Source organism: Granulicella mallensis (assembly GCF_014203225.1).
In the GTDB taxonomy this organism is placed as follows: Bacteria; Acidobacteriota; Terriglobia; order Terriglobales; family Acidobacteriaceae; genus Granulicella; species Granulicella mallensis_A.
The window spans coordinates 1-18,740 of record NZ_JACHIO010000006.1; the positions used below are offsets into that span (position 1 = coordinate 1).

The 18,740-nt window shown below is 61.2% G+C and carries 12 protein-coding genes; 5 read left to right on the forward strand and 7 right to left on the reverse strand.

Going from position 1 to position 18,740, the window contains the following annotated elements:
* The coding region (locus HDF15_RS07910; protein ID WP_184254416.1) for a hypothetical protein at positions 1–267 on the forward strand (267 nt) is incomplete at its 5' end.
* Between the two features lie 195 nt (positions 268–462).
* Here HDF15_RS07910 and HDF15_RS07915 read toward each other — a convergent pair.
* A complete protein-coding gene (locus HDF15_RS07915; protein ID WP_184254418.1) occupies positions 463–1,476 on the reverse strand; it encodes a thioredoxin domain-containing protein in 1,014 nt (337 codons plus the stop codon).
* A 180-nt stretch (positions 1,477–1,656) separates the two neighbouring features.
* Positions 1,657–4,329, reverse strand: coding sequence for an LPS-assembly protein LptD (locus HDF15_RS07920; RefSeq protein WP_184254420.1), 2,673 nt, complete (start codon positions 4,327–4,329; stop codon positions 1,657–1,659).
* Positions 4,330–4,617: 288 nt separating this feature from the next.
* On the opposite strand from HDF15_RS07920, the gene HDF15_RS07925 reads away from it, so the two are divergent.
* On the forward strand, positions 4,618–5,967 hold the full coding sequence (locus HDF15_RS07925) for an RDD family protein (protein WP_260330956.1): 1,350 nt from the start codon (positions 4,618–4,620) through the stop codon (positions 5,965–5,967).
* 388 nt (positions 5,968–6,355) lie between these two features.
* Here HDF15_RS07925 and HDF15_RS07930 read toward each other — a convergent pair whose 3' ends face one another.
* Both HDF15_RS07930 and HDF15_RS07935 read right to left on the reverse strand, forming a co-directional pair.
* Positions 6,356–6,790 (reverse strand): c-type cytochrome domain-containing protein, encoded by a 435-nt coding sequence (locus HDF15_RS07930; RefSeq protein WP_184254424.1) that lies wholly within the window; start codon positions 6,788–6,790, stop codon positions 6,356–6,358.
* A gap of 309 nt (positions 6,791–7,099) precedes the next feature.
* A complete protein-coding gene (locus HDF15_RS07935) occupies positions 7,100–7,288 on the reverse strand; it encodes a hypothetical protein (protein ID WP_184254426.1) in 189 nt (62 codons plus the stop codon).
* A gap of 67 nt (positions 7,289–7,355) precedes the next feature.
* Between HDF15_RS07935 and HDF15_RS07940 the strand changes: the two genes are divergently transcribed.
* Positions 7,356–8,456 (forward strand): DUF5715 family protein, encoded by a 1,101-nt coding sequence (locus tag HDF15_RS07940; RefSeq protein WP_184254428.1) that lies wholly within the window; start codon positions 7,356–7,358, stop codon positions 8,454–8,456.
* 113 nt (positions 8,457–8,569) lie between these two features.
* On the opposite strand, the gene HDF15_RS07945 is transcribed toward HDF15_RS07940, so the two are convergent.
* The 3 genes from HDF15_RS07945 to gatB all read right to left on the reverse strand — a co-directional run bounded on the left by HDF15_RS07945 (position 8,570) and on the right by gatB (position 12,423).
* Entirely contained in the window at positions 8,570–8,887 is a 318-nt protein-coding gene (locus tag HDF15_RS07945) for a DUF6496 domain-containing protein (protein ID WP_184254430.1), read from the reverse strand.
* Between the two features lie 302 nt (positions 8,888–9,189).
* A complete protein-coding gene (locus tag HDF15_RS07950) occupies positions 9,190–10,692 on the reverse strand; it encodes a hypothetical protein (protein WP_184254432.1) in 1,503 nt (500 codons plus the stop codon).
* A 234-nt stretch (positions 10,693–10,926) separates the two neighbouring features.
* A complete protein-coding gene (gene gatB / locus HDF15_RS07955) occupies positions 10,927–12,423 on the reverse strand; it encodes an Asp-tRNA(Asn)/Glu-tRNA(Gln) amidotransferase subunit GatB (RefSeq protein ID WP_184254434.1) in 1,497 nt (498 codons plus the stop codon).
* A gap of 601 nt (positions 12,424–13,024) precedes the next feature.
* On the opposite strand from gatB, the gene mfd reads away from it, so the two are divergent.
* Together mfd and HDF15_RS07965 are read left to right on the forward strand one after the other, a co-directional pair.
* Positions 13,025–16,930, forward strand: coding sequence for a transcription-repair coupling factor (mfd, locus tag HDF15_RS07960; RefSeq protein WP_184254436.1), 3,906 nt, complete (start codon positions 13,025–13,027; stop codon positions 16,928–16,930).
* 489 nt (positions 16,931–17,419) lie between these two features.
* Positions 17,420–18,682, forward strand: coding sequence for a condensation domain-containing protein (locus HDF15_RS07965; RefSeq protein ID WP_184254438.1), 1,263 nt, complete (start codon positions 17,420–17,422; stop codon positions 18,680–18,682).
* Positions 18,683–18,740: the final 58 nt, after the last annotated feature.

Sequence of the window (18,740 nt, forward strand, 5' to 3'; positions counted from 1 at the left end):
ACCGCGTTACACCCACAAAAGCAAAGGCTGAAAAACCCTCTTCCTTCATTACAGGAACAAACACGCAGCGGTAACACCCTTTTTCCGCAGCCTGTTCAGCCATGCCGCAAAAGCTGGGCAACCATCCAACACCACTCTGCCGAAGGCTGGAGTGAAGGCGAAGCCATAACGACGAAATTGCCTTCTGTTGAAGAGCCTCTACTGCAAAAAGGAATGGCAACGGATACACCGCCGAGCCGCACCTTCAGTTCCGAGGGCGAATGGTAACCTCTTTGCCGGAACGAAAGAGAGCGATTCAGTCGTTTCGGCTTCGCCTTCACTCCAGCCTTCGGCAGAGTGGTACATGCCTTTAGCTGCCATTTTCGGCACGGTTGAAACCGTGCCCTTCCGATTCTTGTTACCATGTCAGCTATTCATTTCTGAACGCTCGTGATCCCGCCAGAAATACTTATCTAAAGTGCTCTACTTCCCTCCGGCCACAGAAGCGGTCGTCGTGGGAGCCACATACGGCGGGGGCGGCGTCAGCCCTTGAGCACGGAGAGCATCGTCGATGATGCCGAAGATGAACTCGACCGGAAGAGCACCGCTGACCTTGTCCCCGTTGATGAACAAGGTCGGAGCTTCCTCAAGGCCGAGCGAAACACCAACAGCCTTCGAAGCATCGACGGAAGCAGTGTCCTGTTTGGCGAGGCAGGCGTCCAGCTTCACCGCGTCGACCTTCTGCAGCTTGCCCTGTTCGCGAGTCAGCTTATCGAGTTGCGCGGTCGCGTTGGCCAGGGTCTTCTGCGTGTCCTTGGGATCGTCAGAGGTGCCGATATCCGAGGCGTGCGCGTGAATGCCATCCACAAGGTTCCAGTAGCCGACAGGAGACTGTGCGCCGATGCAGTTCACATCGACGGCGGCGTGCTCGGCCCAGGGATGGATCGTGTCCAGCGGAAAGTCCTTATAGACGATGCGAACCTTATCCCCGTAGCGATTGATCATCGCGGGAAAGATGCTCTCATGCAGCCGCGCGCAGAAGGGGCATTCCAGATCATCGAAGCCGACGATCAGAACGGGCGCCGTGACCGGGCCACCGCGAGCGGGACGGCCCTCAGCCGAGACGAGATTCTTCGGATCCGCAGAGATGTCGAACTTGGTGAACTGTGCCAGCGTCTTGCCATCGGCCGAGATCAGAAAGTTGATGGGGCGGGAGCTCTTGCCGTCATTCGAGAAGGTGACGCTGATCAAGCTATAGCCCGGAAACTCCGAAGAGGCCGGCACGCCGACCTGGATGGTCGACCCGGGAGGAAGCGGTGCCTTCTGGCGCAGCAGGACCTCAACGCGACGGGCCAACTCCGGTGAAAGAGGCTTGCCTACGACAGGAGCGGCGATAGCTGGCGAACTGGCGGGACTAGCGGGACTTTGCGCGTGACAGCCGAGCGTAGTCAGGAGTGTGGCGAAGAGGACGGCGGACAGGCGCGAGGGCTTAAACACAATGATTGATTATCTCAGAGCCCGGTTCCCTGCCGCTTCCCCAAAATTTTGGCTAGGGTGCGTCATCAAACTGCAAACGCTGAGTGCGCTGGGTACGCCAAGCTGACGCAAAGGAAACTCTGCGCAAACTTGGCGTCCTTCGCGCACCCGGCGTTTGCAGTTTGGATGAGCAGGCAGCCCCTAGAACAAGCTCTGGTTGCGCCGCAGGTTGCCGGCGCTACCGATATTGGCCAGCGTAAAGCTGAAGCTGGGGGTGCCTTCGTTACGGATGGTGCCGAAGTCGTACTTGCGATACTCCACGCTCAGCCCGCAGCAGTTCCAGTTGTAGCCGGTCTGCACGGTGATGTACTGGGCGCTGCCGAGGTTCAGATCGATTCCTGAACCCACCGCCGCGGAGAGCCCGGGCTTGCTGGGCGTACCGTAACCGAGCAGGACCCGCATCTGCGAGAAGTTCGAGACCGCCGAACTGGTCAATCCCGTAGCGGTATTGGTCGTAGTGTCGATGACCTCGGTGTAGAAGCGGCCCGGCGCATTCAGGCGGGCATAGGAGAATCCGCCAAAGAAACGGCTGGAGTGAACGTCGAGGAAGACATTCTGGCTGGTGAACTTCGTTGCGCCGGTGTCGTAGTCGAAGTCGTACTCAATGTCGGTATGGCCGGAGGTGCGGAAGCGCATGCGCGAGATCAGCGGAGAGGTGCTGCGCGGCTCGGTGAGAAAGGCCACACCGGAGAAGGAGAGGGTGCTGTCGAAGATATTCCGGCGGCGATCGATCACCGCACCGCCAAAGGTCTGATTGAAGAAGTGCTTCTGCTCCAGCCTCCAACTGAACCACTCCTGCTGCGGTGGGTTGGCCGGGGCTGCGTCGGGCGCACAGGGGTCGGGGTGGTGACCATGCGTGCGTAGAGGCACATCGGGCGCGGAGGCCCAGGCGTTAGGAATCCCATTGGCGTCGTTGTTAGCAGCTTGCGGCGTGGGGTTGAAGACATCGGGCAGGTTCGCCCCGCCGTCAGAGTCCCCTGTCGACTGCTCGGTGCCAGCCTCCGGCACAGGACAGCCGGGCTTCGGAGCAGCCTTCTTCGACTTAGGCCGTGGACGGAAGTAGAGATGCTGCGTAACGCCGTACGCGAGCTCGTCGGTATTGCTGGCCAGATCGATGTCGTCGAAGCGGAGGATATTGAGGAAGTTGCTGATCCCTTGCACGTCACGATAGGTAATGTCCGGCTCGATCGTATGACGAACCTTATCGCCCAGGAGCTTCCGGAACCGGGCCGGAACGGTAAAGGTGCGTTCGAGGACAGGGGGACGAATGTCCACGGTGGCTTCGAAATCGCTGCGGTTGACCGTCTGGGTCAGTTCGATGGGAGTTGCATTGGCACCATAGGGAGCCTGGCGCGATCGAGAGTAGAACGTATCGCGCGCACCCAGGCTCGACATCACGTTCCAGCCTTCCAGGTGCAGGGGCAGGGACAGCTCCGGATGGACATCGACGCGTTCGGTCATGCCGGCTGAAGCAAAGTCAGGCTGCGTACGCTTCAGGGCTGCGACCGAGGTATCCAGGTCCCAGAGTAGAGGGGTTCCCTCGATCCGGTGATCGTCCGCCGAAAGATCGATCGAAGGCGCGTGGAAGATCTTTACCTCTTCTCCGGGCGTGGTGCCAATGGGCACCACCTTGAGCCCCTGATAGCGATCGACCCGGCCATCCAGCGCGAATCCGTTGCGCTCGTGCATCAGGTAAAGAGTCGAGGTAATGTCGGAGCTGACAGCCTGGTTGAAGTTCTCTGTAAAGACCTCGCGGTAGATGTAGGAGCTGAGGTACTCGGCGTCGACGACAGCGCGGGTGGTCGTCGTGAGCTGCTTCCGGTAGCCGACGGTGATGTCCTGGCCGCCCTGGTTCTGATAGAGGCCTGCAGCCGAGGTAAAACCACGGTCCTGCAGCGCGGAGAAGTGGGCGGTAAGAAAGTCGTCGCCCGGGCCCCGGTAGCGGAAGGTGCCGTTCTCAGAAAAGCCGCGCAGCGAGTAGTACAGCGTTCCAACCGTCAAATCAGCCGAGCGGCCCAGCGTAAGGTAGGCCTGTTCGCCGATCGTGAATCCCTTCGAGCCGGTGTCCTTACTGGCGCTCGAATAGCCGATCGTCGGAATCAACAGGCCTGATTGGCGCTCGTCGGCATCGACGGGATGCGTCACGTAAGGCAGATAGAACACAGGGATGCCCAGCAGCCTGAAGTTGGAGCTGTAAGCCTTCGCTTTATCGCCATCCATGTTGAAGTGGTTGGCGAAGAGCTGCCAGTCCGGGTTGGGCAGAAGGCACGAGGTTACCGCGCCGTCGTAGACGTCATAGTTCTCCGGCCCGGTCTTGACGACGATGCGCCCTTCAAAGAGGAACGGGTTCGAGTTCTGGTAGCCAGCCGACCGGGGTCCGGTTCTCCCGCCGGTTGCGGAGGTAGAGGTAATGACCGGAGTAACGACCGACTCTTTTGCGTTGGTTTTCCCCAACCCGACCGAGCCGGAGACATCGTAGAAGCGGCCGGTGCCGGTATGCAGGTTGTAGGTTCCATGCGAGGCTTCGATATGCTCGTCGTTTTCTCCACCGATCACCTTCACGTGCCCTGTGGCGTTGACCTCGCCCGTAGACTTGTCATAGGTCACGGAGTCCGCGTAGATGATGTGGTCGCGATAGGTGATGACGACATTGCCAGAGGCTGCATAGAGATCGCCAGTCCTGGTCTGAGGGTTGTCGGATTCGAGCACGGCACGGTCGGGGGCTTTGCCGGGAGAGAACGGCGTGGCGTGAGGAATCTGCGCCAGATCCAGCGGCCCGTCCTGCTGTGGGGTAGGCGCTTCAGGCAGCGCCACTTGGCTCGCGGATGGGCTCGCGGCAACAGGAGGTTCCTCCCTCGCCACCTCCTGAGCCTCTAGATGTTGATGACCCAGGGGCGCGAGAATGGTAGTTATGAACAGAAGCACCAGTTGCATCGCAAGGCAGCGCTGTCGAATTCGTTTGCCGCTGGGGGCTTGAGTGAGACCGTCCACAAGTTTGAGCTTAGACGATTTCATGGTTGCAAGTCGCTGCCATGAACATCAAATGAGTTCAGGTGAGGCGGCGGATTGTACGTTTTAGACCCTGGGAGTTTGAAATTGAGCATGAGCAGTGCGGCGCAGCAAGACGAGATCGCTGAAGGGTTGGACTACCGCGCCACAGGAACGGATAGCGTCAGTGGCCTGAAACAGGTGGTAGCCGAACGGCTGGCCGCGCATCGCAGCCGCAGGGCCCAGGAACTGGCCCTGGAAGCCGAGCGCGAGCGAGCGACAGCCCAGATCCGGAACCAGGCCCGCAGTGGAACGTCGCGCATCCGCGAGGCTGTAGCCGCCCGCTACGAACACAGCGTAAGTTATCGCGAATTTCTCGCCGCCGAGGCCGAACGGGCCTCGCAGCAGGCGCAGGCCGAAGCGGAGATCGCCGCCCGGAACGCCAGGGCCGTCGCCGAAGCCCAGATGAAGTTGATGGAGGAGCTCGACCAGTGGAACCAGTCCGAGGCCGAAGCACAGCTTGAATCCCGGCCAGGACCGCGCGAAGTCGTCTTCGAAGAGCCAAGGATTGAAGCCGTAGCAGAAAGGCCCTCCGGCAGCCTGACGGTACGGATGTACGACGACATTGGAGCAGCCCGTTCCGCAACGGACATGACTCAGTCACAGTCGCGCTCGCATCATGTCCACCCTGCCGACGGCGAGGACGAACTCGACCAGTTGGACCAGGAGATCGAGTTCCGCCGTGCGCCGGAGTTCGAACTGCACCTCATCGAGGCCCAGCCGATCCCCGGCAACCTGATCGAGTTTCCTCGTCAGTTGGTAGCTTCGCGCAAGGCACGCCCCCGGCTGGCCGAAGGGCCGCTGCGTGAGGACGCTCCCGTTGAGCCGCAGCTGCGGATCTTCGAGGTGGAGCCCGAACAGATTTCAATCGAGCCGGAAGCCACAGAGTTTTCGGGCGCACCCGAGTGGCAGGGACTATTTCTGGACCCCAACAAGGTCGCCACCCATGCGCCGCCCGCCGAGGCGCAGCATCACTTCACGCTGCAGCCACAGACCGCGCCGCTGGAGCTTCGGCTCATGGCCGCCAGCATCGACACCGGCTGCATTGGAATCGCATTTCTGGGCTTCGCGGCAGTGGTAGCCAAGGTGGCTGGACCGAACCTCCGCGCCCTGTCACTGCCGCTCCTGGGAGTCACCACAGCAGGAGTATTGCTGGCGCTGTTCGTAATCTTCCAGCTACTGTTTCTCTCGCTCGCGGAAGCGACACCGGGCATGCGCTACGCCCGCATCGCACTCTGCACCTTCGGCGACGCCAACCCCTCGCGCAAGGCCATGCGCCGCCGCGTTCTGGCGATGCTGCTGGCAGCCTGCCCCCTGGGCATCGGGCTCGCATGGGCCTTCCTGGACGATGAGCGGCTAGGTTGGCACGATCGCATGTCGAAGATGTATCAGCGAGCGTATTAAATAGATTTTCCTGAAGAGATAAACAAGCACAACCGGGTGCCCCATTCTCGACGCGCGTTTTTTGCGCGGCAGGGTGGGGTATAGACGCTAAGCGAATCCCACAAATCTTCGAAGCGCGCTCTGCGTCAGGGGTATAGACGCTAAGCGAATCCCACAAATCTTCGAAGCGCGCTCTGCGTCAGGGGTATGGACGCTAAGCGAATCCCACAAATCTTCGAAGCGCGCTCTGCGTCAGGGGTATCGTGCGAAAGCACGACCGCTTTCGGCTTGTAGCAGATATGGTGCCTGTATTGGAGAGTGCGGTCGTTTGCTACCGCAAACGATACCCCACCCTGCCGCGCAAAAAACGCGCGTCGAGGATGGGGCACCCGAATCAGTGGTCTTCCTGCTACTTTGCCGCTTCCGCAGGCATCATCGCTCCCGCCTGGATCCACTGCGTGACCGTGGCGATGTCGGCATCGGAGAGCTTGTCCTTGGGCGGCATCGGCATGGGATCGTTCGCGGGACCGGCGTGGTTGATGAGCTTAATCAGCAGCGATTGATCGGCATGACCCGGAACGATGACAGCACCGTCGTGTCCACCCTTCAGCAGGCCGGCCTTCGTGTCGATCTGTAGCCCACCGCGATGGTTGATGCCGCCGTGGCAGCGATAGCAGTTGGTCTGCAGAATCGGCTGCACCTTCTGGGTGTAGAAGGCCTCTGTATCGGGCGCGGGATCCGCGTGGGCGGAGACCGGGTTCGGACGCCAAAGTGCAGCGCTCCCAACAAGGCCAGCAAAGGCGAGAGTAAGCGCGGTGGCTTGCAAAGTCTTCGAAATCGGCATCGTGCGTAGGTCTCCGGGTAAGTCTCCCTCACTGTATCGCGAAAATATGCGGACACCAAAATTCTTCCTGCTCCAATGAAACCGTCCCGGAGAACCAACAACGCTACTACCGCCGAGGCCCCTCGACCGATAGCCTGAAAGGGCTCCGGCGGCTTCGCGGCCACCTTATGAAAATCGATCGATGACGAACTTACAGCGTTCTCTCGCTGCCCTGACGTGCTCCGCGCATGCAAGGGGTTCCGCGCGTGCAAAGGCGCTGCTGCTCGTCCTCGCCTTTACCGCAGGCACCCTCTCAGCCTTCGCGGCAACTCATACCCCACGTCTGCGCCACTCCACAGCCGTCCAAAGTGCCGGGTCCTCCGCAACGAAGGGCAGGCTCGAATTGCAGAGGTCCGCGGGCAAGCGCTCCGGGAGAACAGCCGGAAAGCGGAGTGGGGCGACCGCGTCGAAGAGCACGGGAAGAAACTCCGACAGAGCCTCGGTTAAATCCAGGGACACCCAAAGACCAGGAACCTCCTCCAGATCTCGCGCTCAGAACAGACGCCGTGGAAAGAGCGAACCGAAGATGGTGGATGATCCCGTCGTGATGTATCGCACGGGATCTCGACAGAGAACGCACAGCAGAACCGCCGTCAGGCCGGAGATCGCGGAGCGGTATCCGGTTGAGACACGCCGCGAACCTGTACGTGTAGCGAATACAGCAGTAAAGCAAGCTCCCGCAGCACCCCACAGAGAACGCAGCAGTGGAAGTGGAACAGATGAGGTAGCGACTGCGTTGCCCTCATCGCATGAAGTCTTCGCGCAGGGCGAGTCGCATCCGGACGACGACGAACGGCTGCCCATGCACAGTGCCCCGATCGAAGCGACGAGGCAGCAGCAGCCCGCACCGATCCTGCGTGTCTTACCCTCTACTCCGCCGATAGAGGTCTCCGCCGACGATTCGGATATTCCTGTAAAGCAGGAGACCCTCGCCGACGCCGAGCGGCCCGGACAGCGTCCGTCGCCCGATGAAGTCATCCGTCCCCTGGCTGTTCCGCTCTACACGCGTGAGGGCAGGCTTATCGTTCCCGCGCCGCTCAAAGGTACGCGCGAGATTCTCGTCCACCAGAACCGCATGGCCGATGCCGCCGGACTCTCGCGAATCCAGGATGACACCGACCTGGACCGCATGCGCGCGCAACATCTGCTCGTAGGCTTTCCGGATACTCCGGGACTAGCCGTCAACGAGGCGCTTCCCTACAATCGCCGCTATGCCCGGCCCTGGACCGTGAAGTTCGTAACCGACACCTCACGCGCTTTCTACGCACGCTTTCATGAGCCGCTGCACTTGAACTCGGCCGTACGCACCGTGGCCTATCAACTTCGTCTGCAACGCGTGAACGGCAATGCCGCCTCCATCGAAGGCGATGTAGCATCGCCACATCTCACGGGGCAGGCCATCGACTTCGGCAAGCACGGCATGAGCCTCGAAGAGATCGCGTGGATGCGCAGTTACCTGCTGCCTCTGATGCAGGCCGGAAAGCTGGACGTGGAAGAAGAGTTCCAACAGGCATGCTTCCACATCAGCGTCTATGGAAGCTATGCGCCACAGATGCGGCTGCCCAGGACCGAGTTTGCCCAACTGCACGGAGTGCGCGCGGTTGCAAGGGATGAAGACGAAAGATAGTCGTTAGAAGTTTTTGCTCATTCAAATCGCCTCCACCTTGTCATCTCTCCACTCCAGCGGCAAAAAGCGCTGCCTCCGGTCGAGATGACAATTTTGAGGTAGTAGACGAAGCGCTACGACTTCTTCGCAGGCACCTTGGCGCCTTTCTTGCGTGCTTCGGAAAGCCCGATGGCAATAGCCTGCTTGCGGCTGGTGACCTTCTTGCCGCTGCGGCCGCTCTTCAGCTTGCCGCGCTTCATCTCGTGCATTTCAGTCTCAACCTGCTTGCCGGCGGCGGGGCTGTACTTGCGGGTGGACTTCTTTGCCGAAGTCTTCTTAGCCGGTGACTTTTTCGCAGCGGTTTTCTTCGCTGGGGCTTTCTTGCTGGCTGCCTTCTTCGTTGAGGTCTTCTTCGCGGAAGTCTTCTTTGCTGCTTTCTTCGTGGTTGCCATTGGGTGAAACCTCCCACTGGGTAGGAGCGTGAGGAATGCTATTGCGTTGCCAAGCCTTTGTCTTTGCCTTTCTGGTTGTCATTCCGAGCGCAGCGAGCGAACCTGCTGTCTCCCGCTTTTCGCCATTGTCGCCACAAGCGCTATCTATTAGCGCAAACCAGCTCGTTTCAGTTCCAGCCCGTGTGTTTTCTGGGTTCCGCAACCAAAGAACGGGAGACAGCAGGTTCGCTCGCTGCGCTCGGAATGACAACCAGAAAGGCAAAAGCGACGACCGGGTGCCTGCTTCTGAACAGCCTACAAATTCAATGCCGGAGTTTGCGGATACCAACAAAAGCTCCGCCAACAAACGCCAGCGCCAGAAGAACCTTTAGCACCAGCCTCCATGTAGAGCCTGTGCGCTCAAGCGTTCCGTCCTGCCATGCCTTGTAGGTCGCATTCAGATCGTCGGCGAGCCCCGGAATCGTAATGGCGTTGAAGGCTTGATCTGGAGATGCCGCAGGCGCTGCCGGCAGAGAACCAAAGATGCGTTCAGGCTCAGGCTCCGCACCGGCGCGGTCCTTCGGTATCGCGGCAATCAGGGCGTTGATCTCGGCATCGCGCGGATCGTTGAAGAGCGAGCTGTCGGCGGTGTTAGGAAAGAGCGTAACGCGGCCCGTCATCTTCTGCTCGATGGCCGAGACGCCGTCCTGACAAACACCGAGAGCATAGTAGCCACCGAAGGGCAGCTCGGGTCGCGTATCGTGCTGGTGCATGTAAGCGACGGTCAGCAACCCAGCGAGCCGCGTGACCTCCACCGCATCGGCACCGCGATACTCATGTGCGTTGCGCTTCAGCACCCAGGGCTGATCGAGCGTATCCATCGTGCGCCACTCGCTCTTGCCGTCGATGCCGAAATAGTAACTGACATCGGCGTTGAGGTGGGGCCCGCGGATGTGCCACTCGTACTCGGCGTGCGAGACGGGGATGAGCAATGGACGGCCGCCGGAGTGGGGTACGACGATCTGTGAGTTCACCCAGAAGGGCATCATCACGTCTTTGCCCTGGTAGTGAAAGTGGCCGAAGTTGGCGAAGTAGCGAGCGTCGCCGACCGTGACCTCGTGGCCGGTCGCTACCAGTGCAGCGATCAGGTCCTGCGGAGAATTTGCGGAGTGGCCCTGCACTTTTGCGGCGAAGAGTGTCGAGCCCGGTAGGAGATTGGCCGAAAGCCGATTCAGCACGTCGGCAAGTCGCTGGCTTTCGGTGTGTTCAGGAGCGAGGTCGTTCGGGCCGTCACCACGTGTGACGCCTGCGCCAAGGGTGGTGACCAGGCCATCGGTCGTAAAGCCTGGCAGGGTGGATGGACGGTCGAGTTCAACGGTCTCGCTTCTGTCGAGATCGTAGGGGCCGAGGTCGAGAAACTGTTTGGCCGCTTCTGTTGTGGCACGTGCGCCGGGATGGACGGCTGCTGTGGCTTCGAGCTTGGGGCTCTTGCCCGCTACGTGGCCGACGACGCGCACGGTCGGGTTGATCTCGCGCATCGTCCAGCCGGGAAAGCGGTCGAGACCTTGCCAGTCCTTGCCGAGGATGCGTTTGCGCAGCTCGTCGATCAGCGCTGGGGTCAGTAGCGCCGGGCCTTTCTTGCCGCCCTTGTCGATCTGGGCGAGAAGAGCGTCGGTGAAGCCGGGTTGCGCGGAGAGCTCGCGCATCATCTGCGAGAGGAGAACGGTGTCCGGCGGCATGGGCTCTTCGGGCACGACGTACGGGTGGCGGCAACCGGTGGCTGTCATAAGAGTGCAGAGGAGCGCGAGCTTGTGCGTGGGACGCATGGAGGGATTAGACGCTAGTTGTTGTCGTCAAATGCGCTCTGTAGCAAACATTGTCGCTATCAAGAGGGCCTTTGCTTTTCTGGGTAGTACGAGCGAAGAGCAGGAGACAGCAGGTTCCTCACTGCGCTCGGAATGACAACCAGAAAAGCAAAGGCAAAAGCAAAAAGCAGATTCCCTGCGGGAATGACAACAAGAAAAGCAAGAACAAAAGCAAAAACACCTTTGCGTTAGCGGTTACGCATCCAGTTTTTTCACCACAAGCTCATTCAGAACTGCCGGGTTCGCCTGGCCCTTCGACAGACGCATTACCTGCCCGACGAAGAACGCGGCTACTGTGCGCTTGCCGCCCTTGAACTGGGCTACCTGCGCGGGGTTCGCGGCGATTACCTCGTCGATCATCGCCTCGATGGCCGAGGTGTCCGAGATCTGCTGGGGCTTGTCGCGCTCGTAGATGTACGCAAAGTCCTTGCCCTCGGCAAAGCAGGCGTCAAGCAGTTGCTTGAGCTGCTTGGACGAGATCTCTCCGGCTTCCGCAAGGTCGGCGGCGAGAACGACGCCGTCGAGCGTGACGGGGGACTGCTCGAACTCGATCTCGGCGGCGCGCAGCCGCATCGTGATCTCGCTGAGCAGGATCGAAGCCACACGCTTGGGCGACTTCGCCGTCTTCGCGGCGACTTCAAAGCGGTCGCCTAGCGAGCGCGTCGTCGTCAGCGTCGCGGCGTCCTGTGCGGACAGGCCATACTCCGCGGACAGGCGGGCGCGGCGGGCTTCGGGCAGCTCGGGCATCGCGGAGAGAATCTGCTTCTGCCACTCCGCTCCAACGACCAGCGGCGGCAGGTCCGGCTCGGGGAAATAACGGTAGTCGTGGGCCTGTTCCTTGGAGCGCATGGAGAACGTGCGGCCCTCGGCGCTGTTCCAGAGGCGCGACTCCTGCACCACGCGGCCGCCCTCTTCGATCACGCCGATCTGGCGCTCGATCTCGTACTCCACGGCGGAGCGGATGTAGCGGAACGAGTTGACGTTCTTGACCTCGGCCTTGGTCCCGTAGGCCGCAGTTCCGCGAGCCTCCCAGTCGGACTTGAGCATCACGCTCACGTTGGCGTCGCAGCGCAGCGAGCCCTCTTCCATGTTGCAGTCGGAGACGGCGGTGTAGAGCAGGATCTCCTTGAGCTTGGTCAGGTACTCGAAGACCTCATCGGCCGTGCGCAGGTCGGGTTCGCTGACGATCTCCACCAGCGGCGTGCCGCAGCGGTTGAGGTCGATGTAGGTGCGCGAGACGGAGTCGGCGAAGCCGTCGTGCAGGCTCTTGCCGGCGTCCTCTTCCATGTGCAGGCGGGTCACGCCGATGCGCTTGGGATTGCCCTGCGCGTCCGGCACGACGATGACGCCGTTCTCCGCGATCGGCTTGTCGAACTGCGAGATCTGGTAGCCCTTGGGCGAGTCCGGGTAGAAGTAGTTCTTGCGCGAGAAGATACTGGTCTCGCGAATCTCGCACCCGATGGCCTTCGCCGCGAGCACCGCGAACTCCACGGCCTGCTTGTTGAGCACAGGCAAAGCGCCGGGCAGGCCGAGGCAGGTGGGACAGGTGTGGGTGTTGGGCTCGCCACCGTACTCGTTGCGGCAGCCGCAGAAGGCTTTGGACTGCGTCAGCAGCTGGACGTGGACCTCGAGTCCGATGACGGGCTGGTACTTGGCGAGGATTTCGGGAGAAAGACCTGTAGCTGCGGGCATAATCACCACGATTCTACCAAGGGTGGGGGATTGTTCCTTCGACTCCCCATAGAAGCGTCATCCTGAGCGAAGCAACTCGCGTACTTTGCGAGTTGCGCAGCCGAAGGACCCCGAGGGATTTTATCTTGCCTCGGCTGTTGGGACCTTTTCCAGCACGAACGTCCGGGCTCGAGCGCCTGAGGTAGAAAAGGTGCGAAGCGTGTGGGTAGGATTGCAACCCTCGGGGTCCTTCGACTTCGCGTCCCCAAAAGCCGGGACGCTTCGCTCAGGATGACGATTCTGTGGGGAATGAACAAAAGGCTATGGACCCCGAGGGAGTTTCTCTCGTCTATGGTGTTGGGACCTTTTCCAGCACGAACGTCCAGGCTCGAACGCCTGAGGTAGAAAAGGTGCGAAGCGTGTGGGTAGGATTGCAACCCTCGGGGTCCTTCGACTGCGCGTCCCTAAAAGCCGGGACGCTTCGCTCAGGATGACGATTCTGTGGGGGGATAAAGAAAGGCTATGAGCCGGAATTCAAGGTTTCGCCCTGGGCTGGAATATGCCGCCCCTTTGGGGCTGGATCCCGGGCCAAAGCAGTATCGGTTGCTAAACTAAATCCTGCATGATTCTTCCCTTCGTCCGCGAGTTGATGGCGGACATGGAGCACTCCGCAGCTTTTGAGCGTGCGCGTCGCCACCTGGCGGGCGGCACGGGCCGGAGACGTGTGTCCGGACTCACCACGACCGCACGAGCGCTCTATCTTCCCTACTTCGTCCGTGCGTCCCAGGCTCCGGCGCTGGTGATCGTCTCCGACAACAAGGCCGCCGAGGCCCTGCACGCCGCGGTGCTCGCGGCCTGCGAGCTGACCGGCGTGCTCGCCGTCGAAGAGGTTCTGCGGCTTCCCGCGCATGACGTACTGCCGTTCGAGAACCTGTCGCCGCACCCCGAGATCCAGGAACAACGCGCCGCGGCGCTGTGGAAGCTGGCCAGCGGAGCCGCGAAGCTGGTGATCGCACCCGTCGAAGCCGTCTGCATGAAGCTCTTTGCCCGGGACTTCTACGCGGCCCTGGCGCTTACCCTGCGCACGGGCGAAGAACACATCCCCGAGATGCTGATCGAGCACCTGGTCTCGGTCGGCTATACCCGCGTGGATGTGGTCGAGATGCCCGGACAGGTAACCGTTCGCGGAGGCATCCTCGATGTCTATGGGCCGGAGATGGAGCGTCCGGTACGCATCGACTTCTTCGGCGATGAGATCGAGTCGATGCGCCGCTTCGACCCCGATACGCAGCGGTCGAGCTCCGCACTCGATGAGATCCTGCTGCTCCCGCTCACCGAAACACCGGTTACCGAAAAACTTCTGACCGCCATCAACGCGCGGCTCACCCGCAGCGGAACAGCCGCCGGGGCGGCGCTCGAGGGCGGCGAGACGCCGAACGAGCTGGTCACCCACGTCGCCACCCGCACCGGAGAGGCCACCATCTTTCCCGGCTGGGAGTTCTATGCGGCCGTTGCGGGCGCCAAGTCTTCTCTTCTTGATTTGATGGGAGCGCCTTCCGCCAACGGACCGCGAGTCTTTATCGAAGAGCCGTCGATGGTGGACAACCAGGGCGAGCGGTGGTGGAACAAGGTCGAGCAGCGCCATGATCGCGCGGGCATCGGCTCGCTGGTGCGGCCCGAAGACCTGTACCTTTCGCCGTGGGAGCTGCAGGACCGCGTTCGCGCGTACTCCGGCTGTGAGCTCGACCAGATCGGTATCGTCGATGTGCTCGACGCGGACCGCAGCGATGCCAGCGAGATCGAGTTCGCGACGCGGCCGACGATGCGCTTCCACGGCTCGATCCCCGCGCTGGTGGACCAGTTGAAGTCGCTGATGGAGAACGAGGCTCGCGTGCTGATCGCCGCCGCGAACCAGGGCGAAGTCGAACGGCTCGCGGGACTGCTGCAGGAGTACGGCGTGCCCTATCGCATCGGCTCGCGGCCCCAACAGGGCGGCTCCACGACGGTGTACTCGGAGTCAAGTTATCTGGCGGGAGACCTGCGCACACCGGTGATCGTGCGCGCGGCGATTGCCAACGGCGTACAGGTTCTCGACCTCGATCGCGCAACAGCGCGGCAGCTCGTGGTCATCGGGGCCAACGATCTCTCCGATGATGCCGATGTCCATGCGCGGCCCGCGGCCCGCAGGTCGAAGACGGCAGCGTTCATCTCGGACTTCCGTGATCTCGCGGTGGGCGACTATGTCGTGCACGTGGAGCACGGCATTGCGCGCTATGAGGGTCTGCGTACGCTCGACCAGCCCGACGCGCCGCCGCTGGAGCTGATGATTCTCAACTTCGCGGATGACGCGAAGCTTTACGTTCCGCTCACGCGGCTCGACCTGATCCAGAAGTATCGCTCGACCGAGACCGGCCCCGCGCCGCAGTTGAACCGGCTCGGCAATCCAGCCTGGGCCAAGACCAAGGCGCGGGTCAAGAAGGCCATGCAGGACATGGCCGAAGAGCTGCTGAAGCTCTACGCGCAGCGCAAGGCCGCGGTGGGCACGGCGTTTTCGCCCGACACCAACATGCAGCACGAGTTCGAAGACGCCTTCGACTTCAACGAGACCGACGACCAGCTGCGGGCCATCGCCGACATCAAGGCGGACATGGAATCGACGCAGCCGATGGATCGCCTGCTCTGCGGCGATGTCGGCTACGGCAAGACCGAGGTCGCCATGCGCGCGGCGTTCAAAGCCGTGCAGGACGGCAAGCAGGTCGCCGTGCTCACGCCGACGACGGTGCTCTGCTTCCAGCACTTCGAGAGCTTCAAGCGGCGGTTCAGCAAGTTCCCTGTCGTCGTCGAGATGATCTCGCGTTTCCGCACCGCGAAGGAGAAGAAGGACGTCCTCGAGCGCACGGCGCAGGGCAAGGTCGACATCCTGATCGGCACGCATGCGATCCTCTCCCAGAGCCTGCAATTCCAGGACCTCGGCCTGCTGGTCGTCGATGAAGAACAGCGCTTCGGCGTGCGCCACAAGGAGCGTCTGAAGCAGATGCGCGCGGCCATCGATGTTCTGTCGATGTCGGCAACGCCGATCCCGCGCACTTTGAATATGTCGCTGGTCGGGCTGCGCGATATGAGCGTGATCGAGACGCCGCCCAAAGACCGCATGGCCATCCAGACGGTCGTCGCGAAGTTCGACGAGAAGCTAATCCGCACTGCGGTCGAGGTGGAGCTGGAGCGGGGCGGGCAGACGTACTTCGTGCATAACCGCGTGGAGACGATCTATGAGCTGGCCTCCATGATCCGCGAGCTGGTGCCGCAGGCGCGCGTCGTCGTAGGCCACGGGCAGATGCCCGAGGCCGAGCTGGAACGCGTGATGCTCGCGTTTATGGACGGCGAGTACGACGTGCTCTGCGCGACGAGCATTATCGAAAACGGCCTCGACATCTCGAAGGCGAACACCATCATCATCAACCGCGCGGACCGGCACGGCTTGAGCGAGCTCTATCAGTTGCGCGGACGAGTCGGGCGCTCCAACCGCCGCGCCTATGCGTACCTGCTGATTCCGCCCGAGCAGCAGCTTACGGAGATCGCACGGCGCAGGCTGGCGGCGCTCAAGGAGTTCTCCGACCTCGGCGCGGGCTTCAAGATTGCGGCGCTGGATCTCGAACTGCGCGGCGCGGGCAACATGCTCGGCGGCGAGCAGAGCGGGCACATCGAGGCCATCGGCTTCGAGATGTATACGACGATGCTCGAAGAGGCCGTGAGCCGTCTGAAGGGCGAGGGACGCGAGGAGCGGCCGCAGGTGACGGTGAACCTCGGCATCTCGCTGCGCATCGACGATGCGTACATCGCGGAGGAGAACCAGCGGCTGCGCATGTACAAGCGCATCGCCGGATCGCAGACCCAGGCGGAGCTGGCCGAGGTTCGCGACGAGCTGCAGGACCGCTACGGAACGCCGCCGGAGAATGTGCTGCATCTGCTCGCTGCGGGAGAGATTCGTCTGACCTGCGAGCGGCTCGGCATTGCACAGATCGAACGCAAGCGCACAGCAATCGAAGAGCCTGCGAAGAAGCCCGCACCGCCGGTAAAACCAGCGGCCCGTCCCGCTTATGGAGCGTGGGCTCCGTCTACGATGGCGCGACCGCCACTCGCGGGCCGTCATGGACAGCCTCCGCAGACGGCCAATCTGCAGTTCTCCAGCCGGGCTGCGCTGAATCGCACGGAGTCCAACGTCGCACGGGCAGTTCGCGAGACGGCGGCGGTGCGTCCGGCGAATGCGCCGCTCGCGCAGGCCGGGAAGATCAAGGCGATGCGCGACATGCTGTACGTCACCTTCAGCGACAAGCTGCATACAGCTCCGGCGCAGGAGGGCAAGGGCGTCAACGTGGGGGCACTGATGAAGCTCGTCTCGCGGAATGCGAAGAACGGGGCGCAACTTACGCCGCAGGGCATCCTGAAGTGGCCGCTGACGAGTGCGCAGGCGGATGTGGTGATCGCGGAGACGCGGGATCTGCTGGCGGCGCTGGATGCGGGGGCATAGCGTTTTTTGTCTTTGCTTTTCTGGTTGTCATTCCGAGCGCAGCGAGTGAATCTGCTGTCTCCCGTTTTTCGCCAGTGTTGCCATAAACGCTATGTGTTAGCTCACTATGCTCCTGTGGTAGATCTCGTATTTTCTGGGTGGTACGAACGAAGAACGGGAGACAGCAGATTCACTCCCCTTCGGCTTCGCTCAGGGTCGGAATGACAAACCAGAAAAGCAAGAACAAAAGCAAAGACGAAGGCACGTTGCAGGCCGAGTCTCCCGCTCTTTGTTCGTACCGCCCAGGGCCGGACGTCTGGCCCGACACAAGATTTCCGACATGTTTTCCGGGAATACTTCTGGGAATAAATAGTTGCTGGTTGTGTCTTAGATACCGAGTGGATATTGCATCTGCAATTCTTTCTTTAAGGTGTCATTCCTTGCGGACACGCACACTTCACTCCGCAGCAGTGAGAGATGCCTCTCTTACTGCAAACCGGAAAGGAATGCATGATGCCTTTGACTTCCCAGGAGATACAACCACTCGATCCTCTAACCAGCGATCTCCTCCGTCCCCTCGGTGCCTTTGAAGAGCTCTACTGCCTCTTCGGCCAGCATTTTCCTGTCAACGGAGCCCTTGCCGCCGAGATCACCGGACACACAACCGTCCAGCAATGGCGCGATGCGCTGGACGCAATCCAACGACGCCACCCATTGCTCTCCGTTTGCATCGACACAGCCTTCAACCGTGTCCCACACTTTCGGCACGTTGCCCACCAGCACATCCCCCTCCGTGTAGTCACATCCACCGATGCCCGCTGGCAGCAGGAGATCGCCAAAGAGATCAATGCGCCTTTCACGCCCGATCAGTCTCCTCTCTTCCGCGCAGCCCTTCTCTATCAGGAGAAACGGAGCATCTTCATCCTCTCCGCCCATCACGCCGTGTGCGATGGTTCGTCCCGCATCTTTCTACTCCGCGACATGCTCCTCTCTCTTAGTGGCCATGACCTCGAAAAGCTGCCATTGATGGCATCCCGCGAGACTCTCTTCGGAGCAAAACAGAGGACATCCACCGAGCCAGGGCTGCCAGCTTTCGTTGCGCAGCGCCCAGCAATGCCCTATGTAGACGGTATTAAATTCACACCGGAACAGACCCTCGCTCTCCAGGACCGCAGCCGCCTGGAAGGGGTTACGATCCATGCCGCCCTCTCCGCGGCTCTCACCCTTGCAGGCAGGTCTCTCGACGAAAGCTGGCGTAATCACCCGCTCCGCATCCTGTCCCCCGCCGAGGTTCGCGATATCCTCGGCCTCGAAGATCAATGCATGATTTCCCTCACCAGTGGTGAGATCTCGATCCCGCCAGAGGGTCCGATGACATTCTGGGATCTCGCGCGGTTCGCGAGAGATGGCCTCTCTACCGTTAAAAACCCAGAGAGTATCTCGATGATGATCGATCGGCAAACTAAAGTGGTATCTACAAACCTCACCGCCAAACAGGCAGATCTGCTCAAGCGAAGTCTGATCAACGCACAGGTGATGTTCACGAATCTCGGCCGTATCCCCTTTGACAGCACCTTCGGCACACTACAACTCACAGACCTCTGGGCGCCCTGTGCTCTACGTGGCATCGACAGAGAGCAGACCCTCGGAGCCGTCACAGTCAACGGCTCACTCCATCTCACGCACACCAGCCCCGAACCTATTCCCGGCCTGCTTGCGGGCATAGAAGAGGTACTTCGCAAAGCCTGCACGTCCGATTCAACTACCCGGTAACAGGAGATTTATCCTAAGCACCCAGAAAGCATGTGGGTTGGAGCTGGGGCCTGGTCGA

Coding starts and splice junctions, on each gene's coding strand:
- HDF15_RS07930 (WP_184254424.1), bottom strand. CDS start 6,790: ATGCCGATTTCGAAGACTTTGCAAGCCACCGCGCTTACTCTCGCCTTT.
- HDF15_RS07925 (WP_260330956.1), top strand. CDS start 4,618: ATGAGCAGTGCGGCGCAGCAAGACGAGATCGCTGAAGGGTTGGACTAC.
- mfd (WP_184254436.1), top strand. CDS start 13,025: ATGATTCTTCCCTTCGTCCGCGAGTTGATGGCGGACATGGAGCACTCC.
- gatB (WP_184254434.1), bottom strand. CDS start 12,423: ATGCCCGCAGCTACAGGTCTTTCTCCCGAAATCCTCGCCAAGTACCAG.
- HDF15_RS07940 (WP_184254428.1), top strand. CDS start 7,356: ATGGTGGATGATCCCGTCGTGATGTATCGCACGGGATCTCGACAGAGA.
- HDF15_RS07950 (WP_184254432.1), bottom strand. CDS start 10,692: ATGCGTCCCACGCACAAGCTCGCGCTCCTCTGCACTCTTATGACAGCC.
- HDF15_RS07945 (WP_184254430.1), bottom strand. CDS start 8,887: ATGGCAACCACGAAGAAAGCAGCAAAGAAGACTTCCGCGAAGAAGACC.
- HDF15_RS07965 (WP_184254438.1), top strand. CDS start 17,420: ATGATGCCTTTGACTTCCCAGGAGATACAACCACTCGATCCTCTAACC.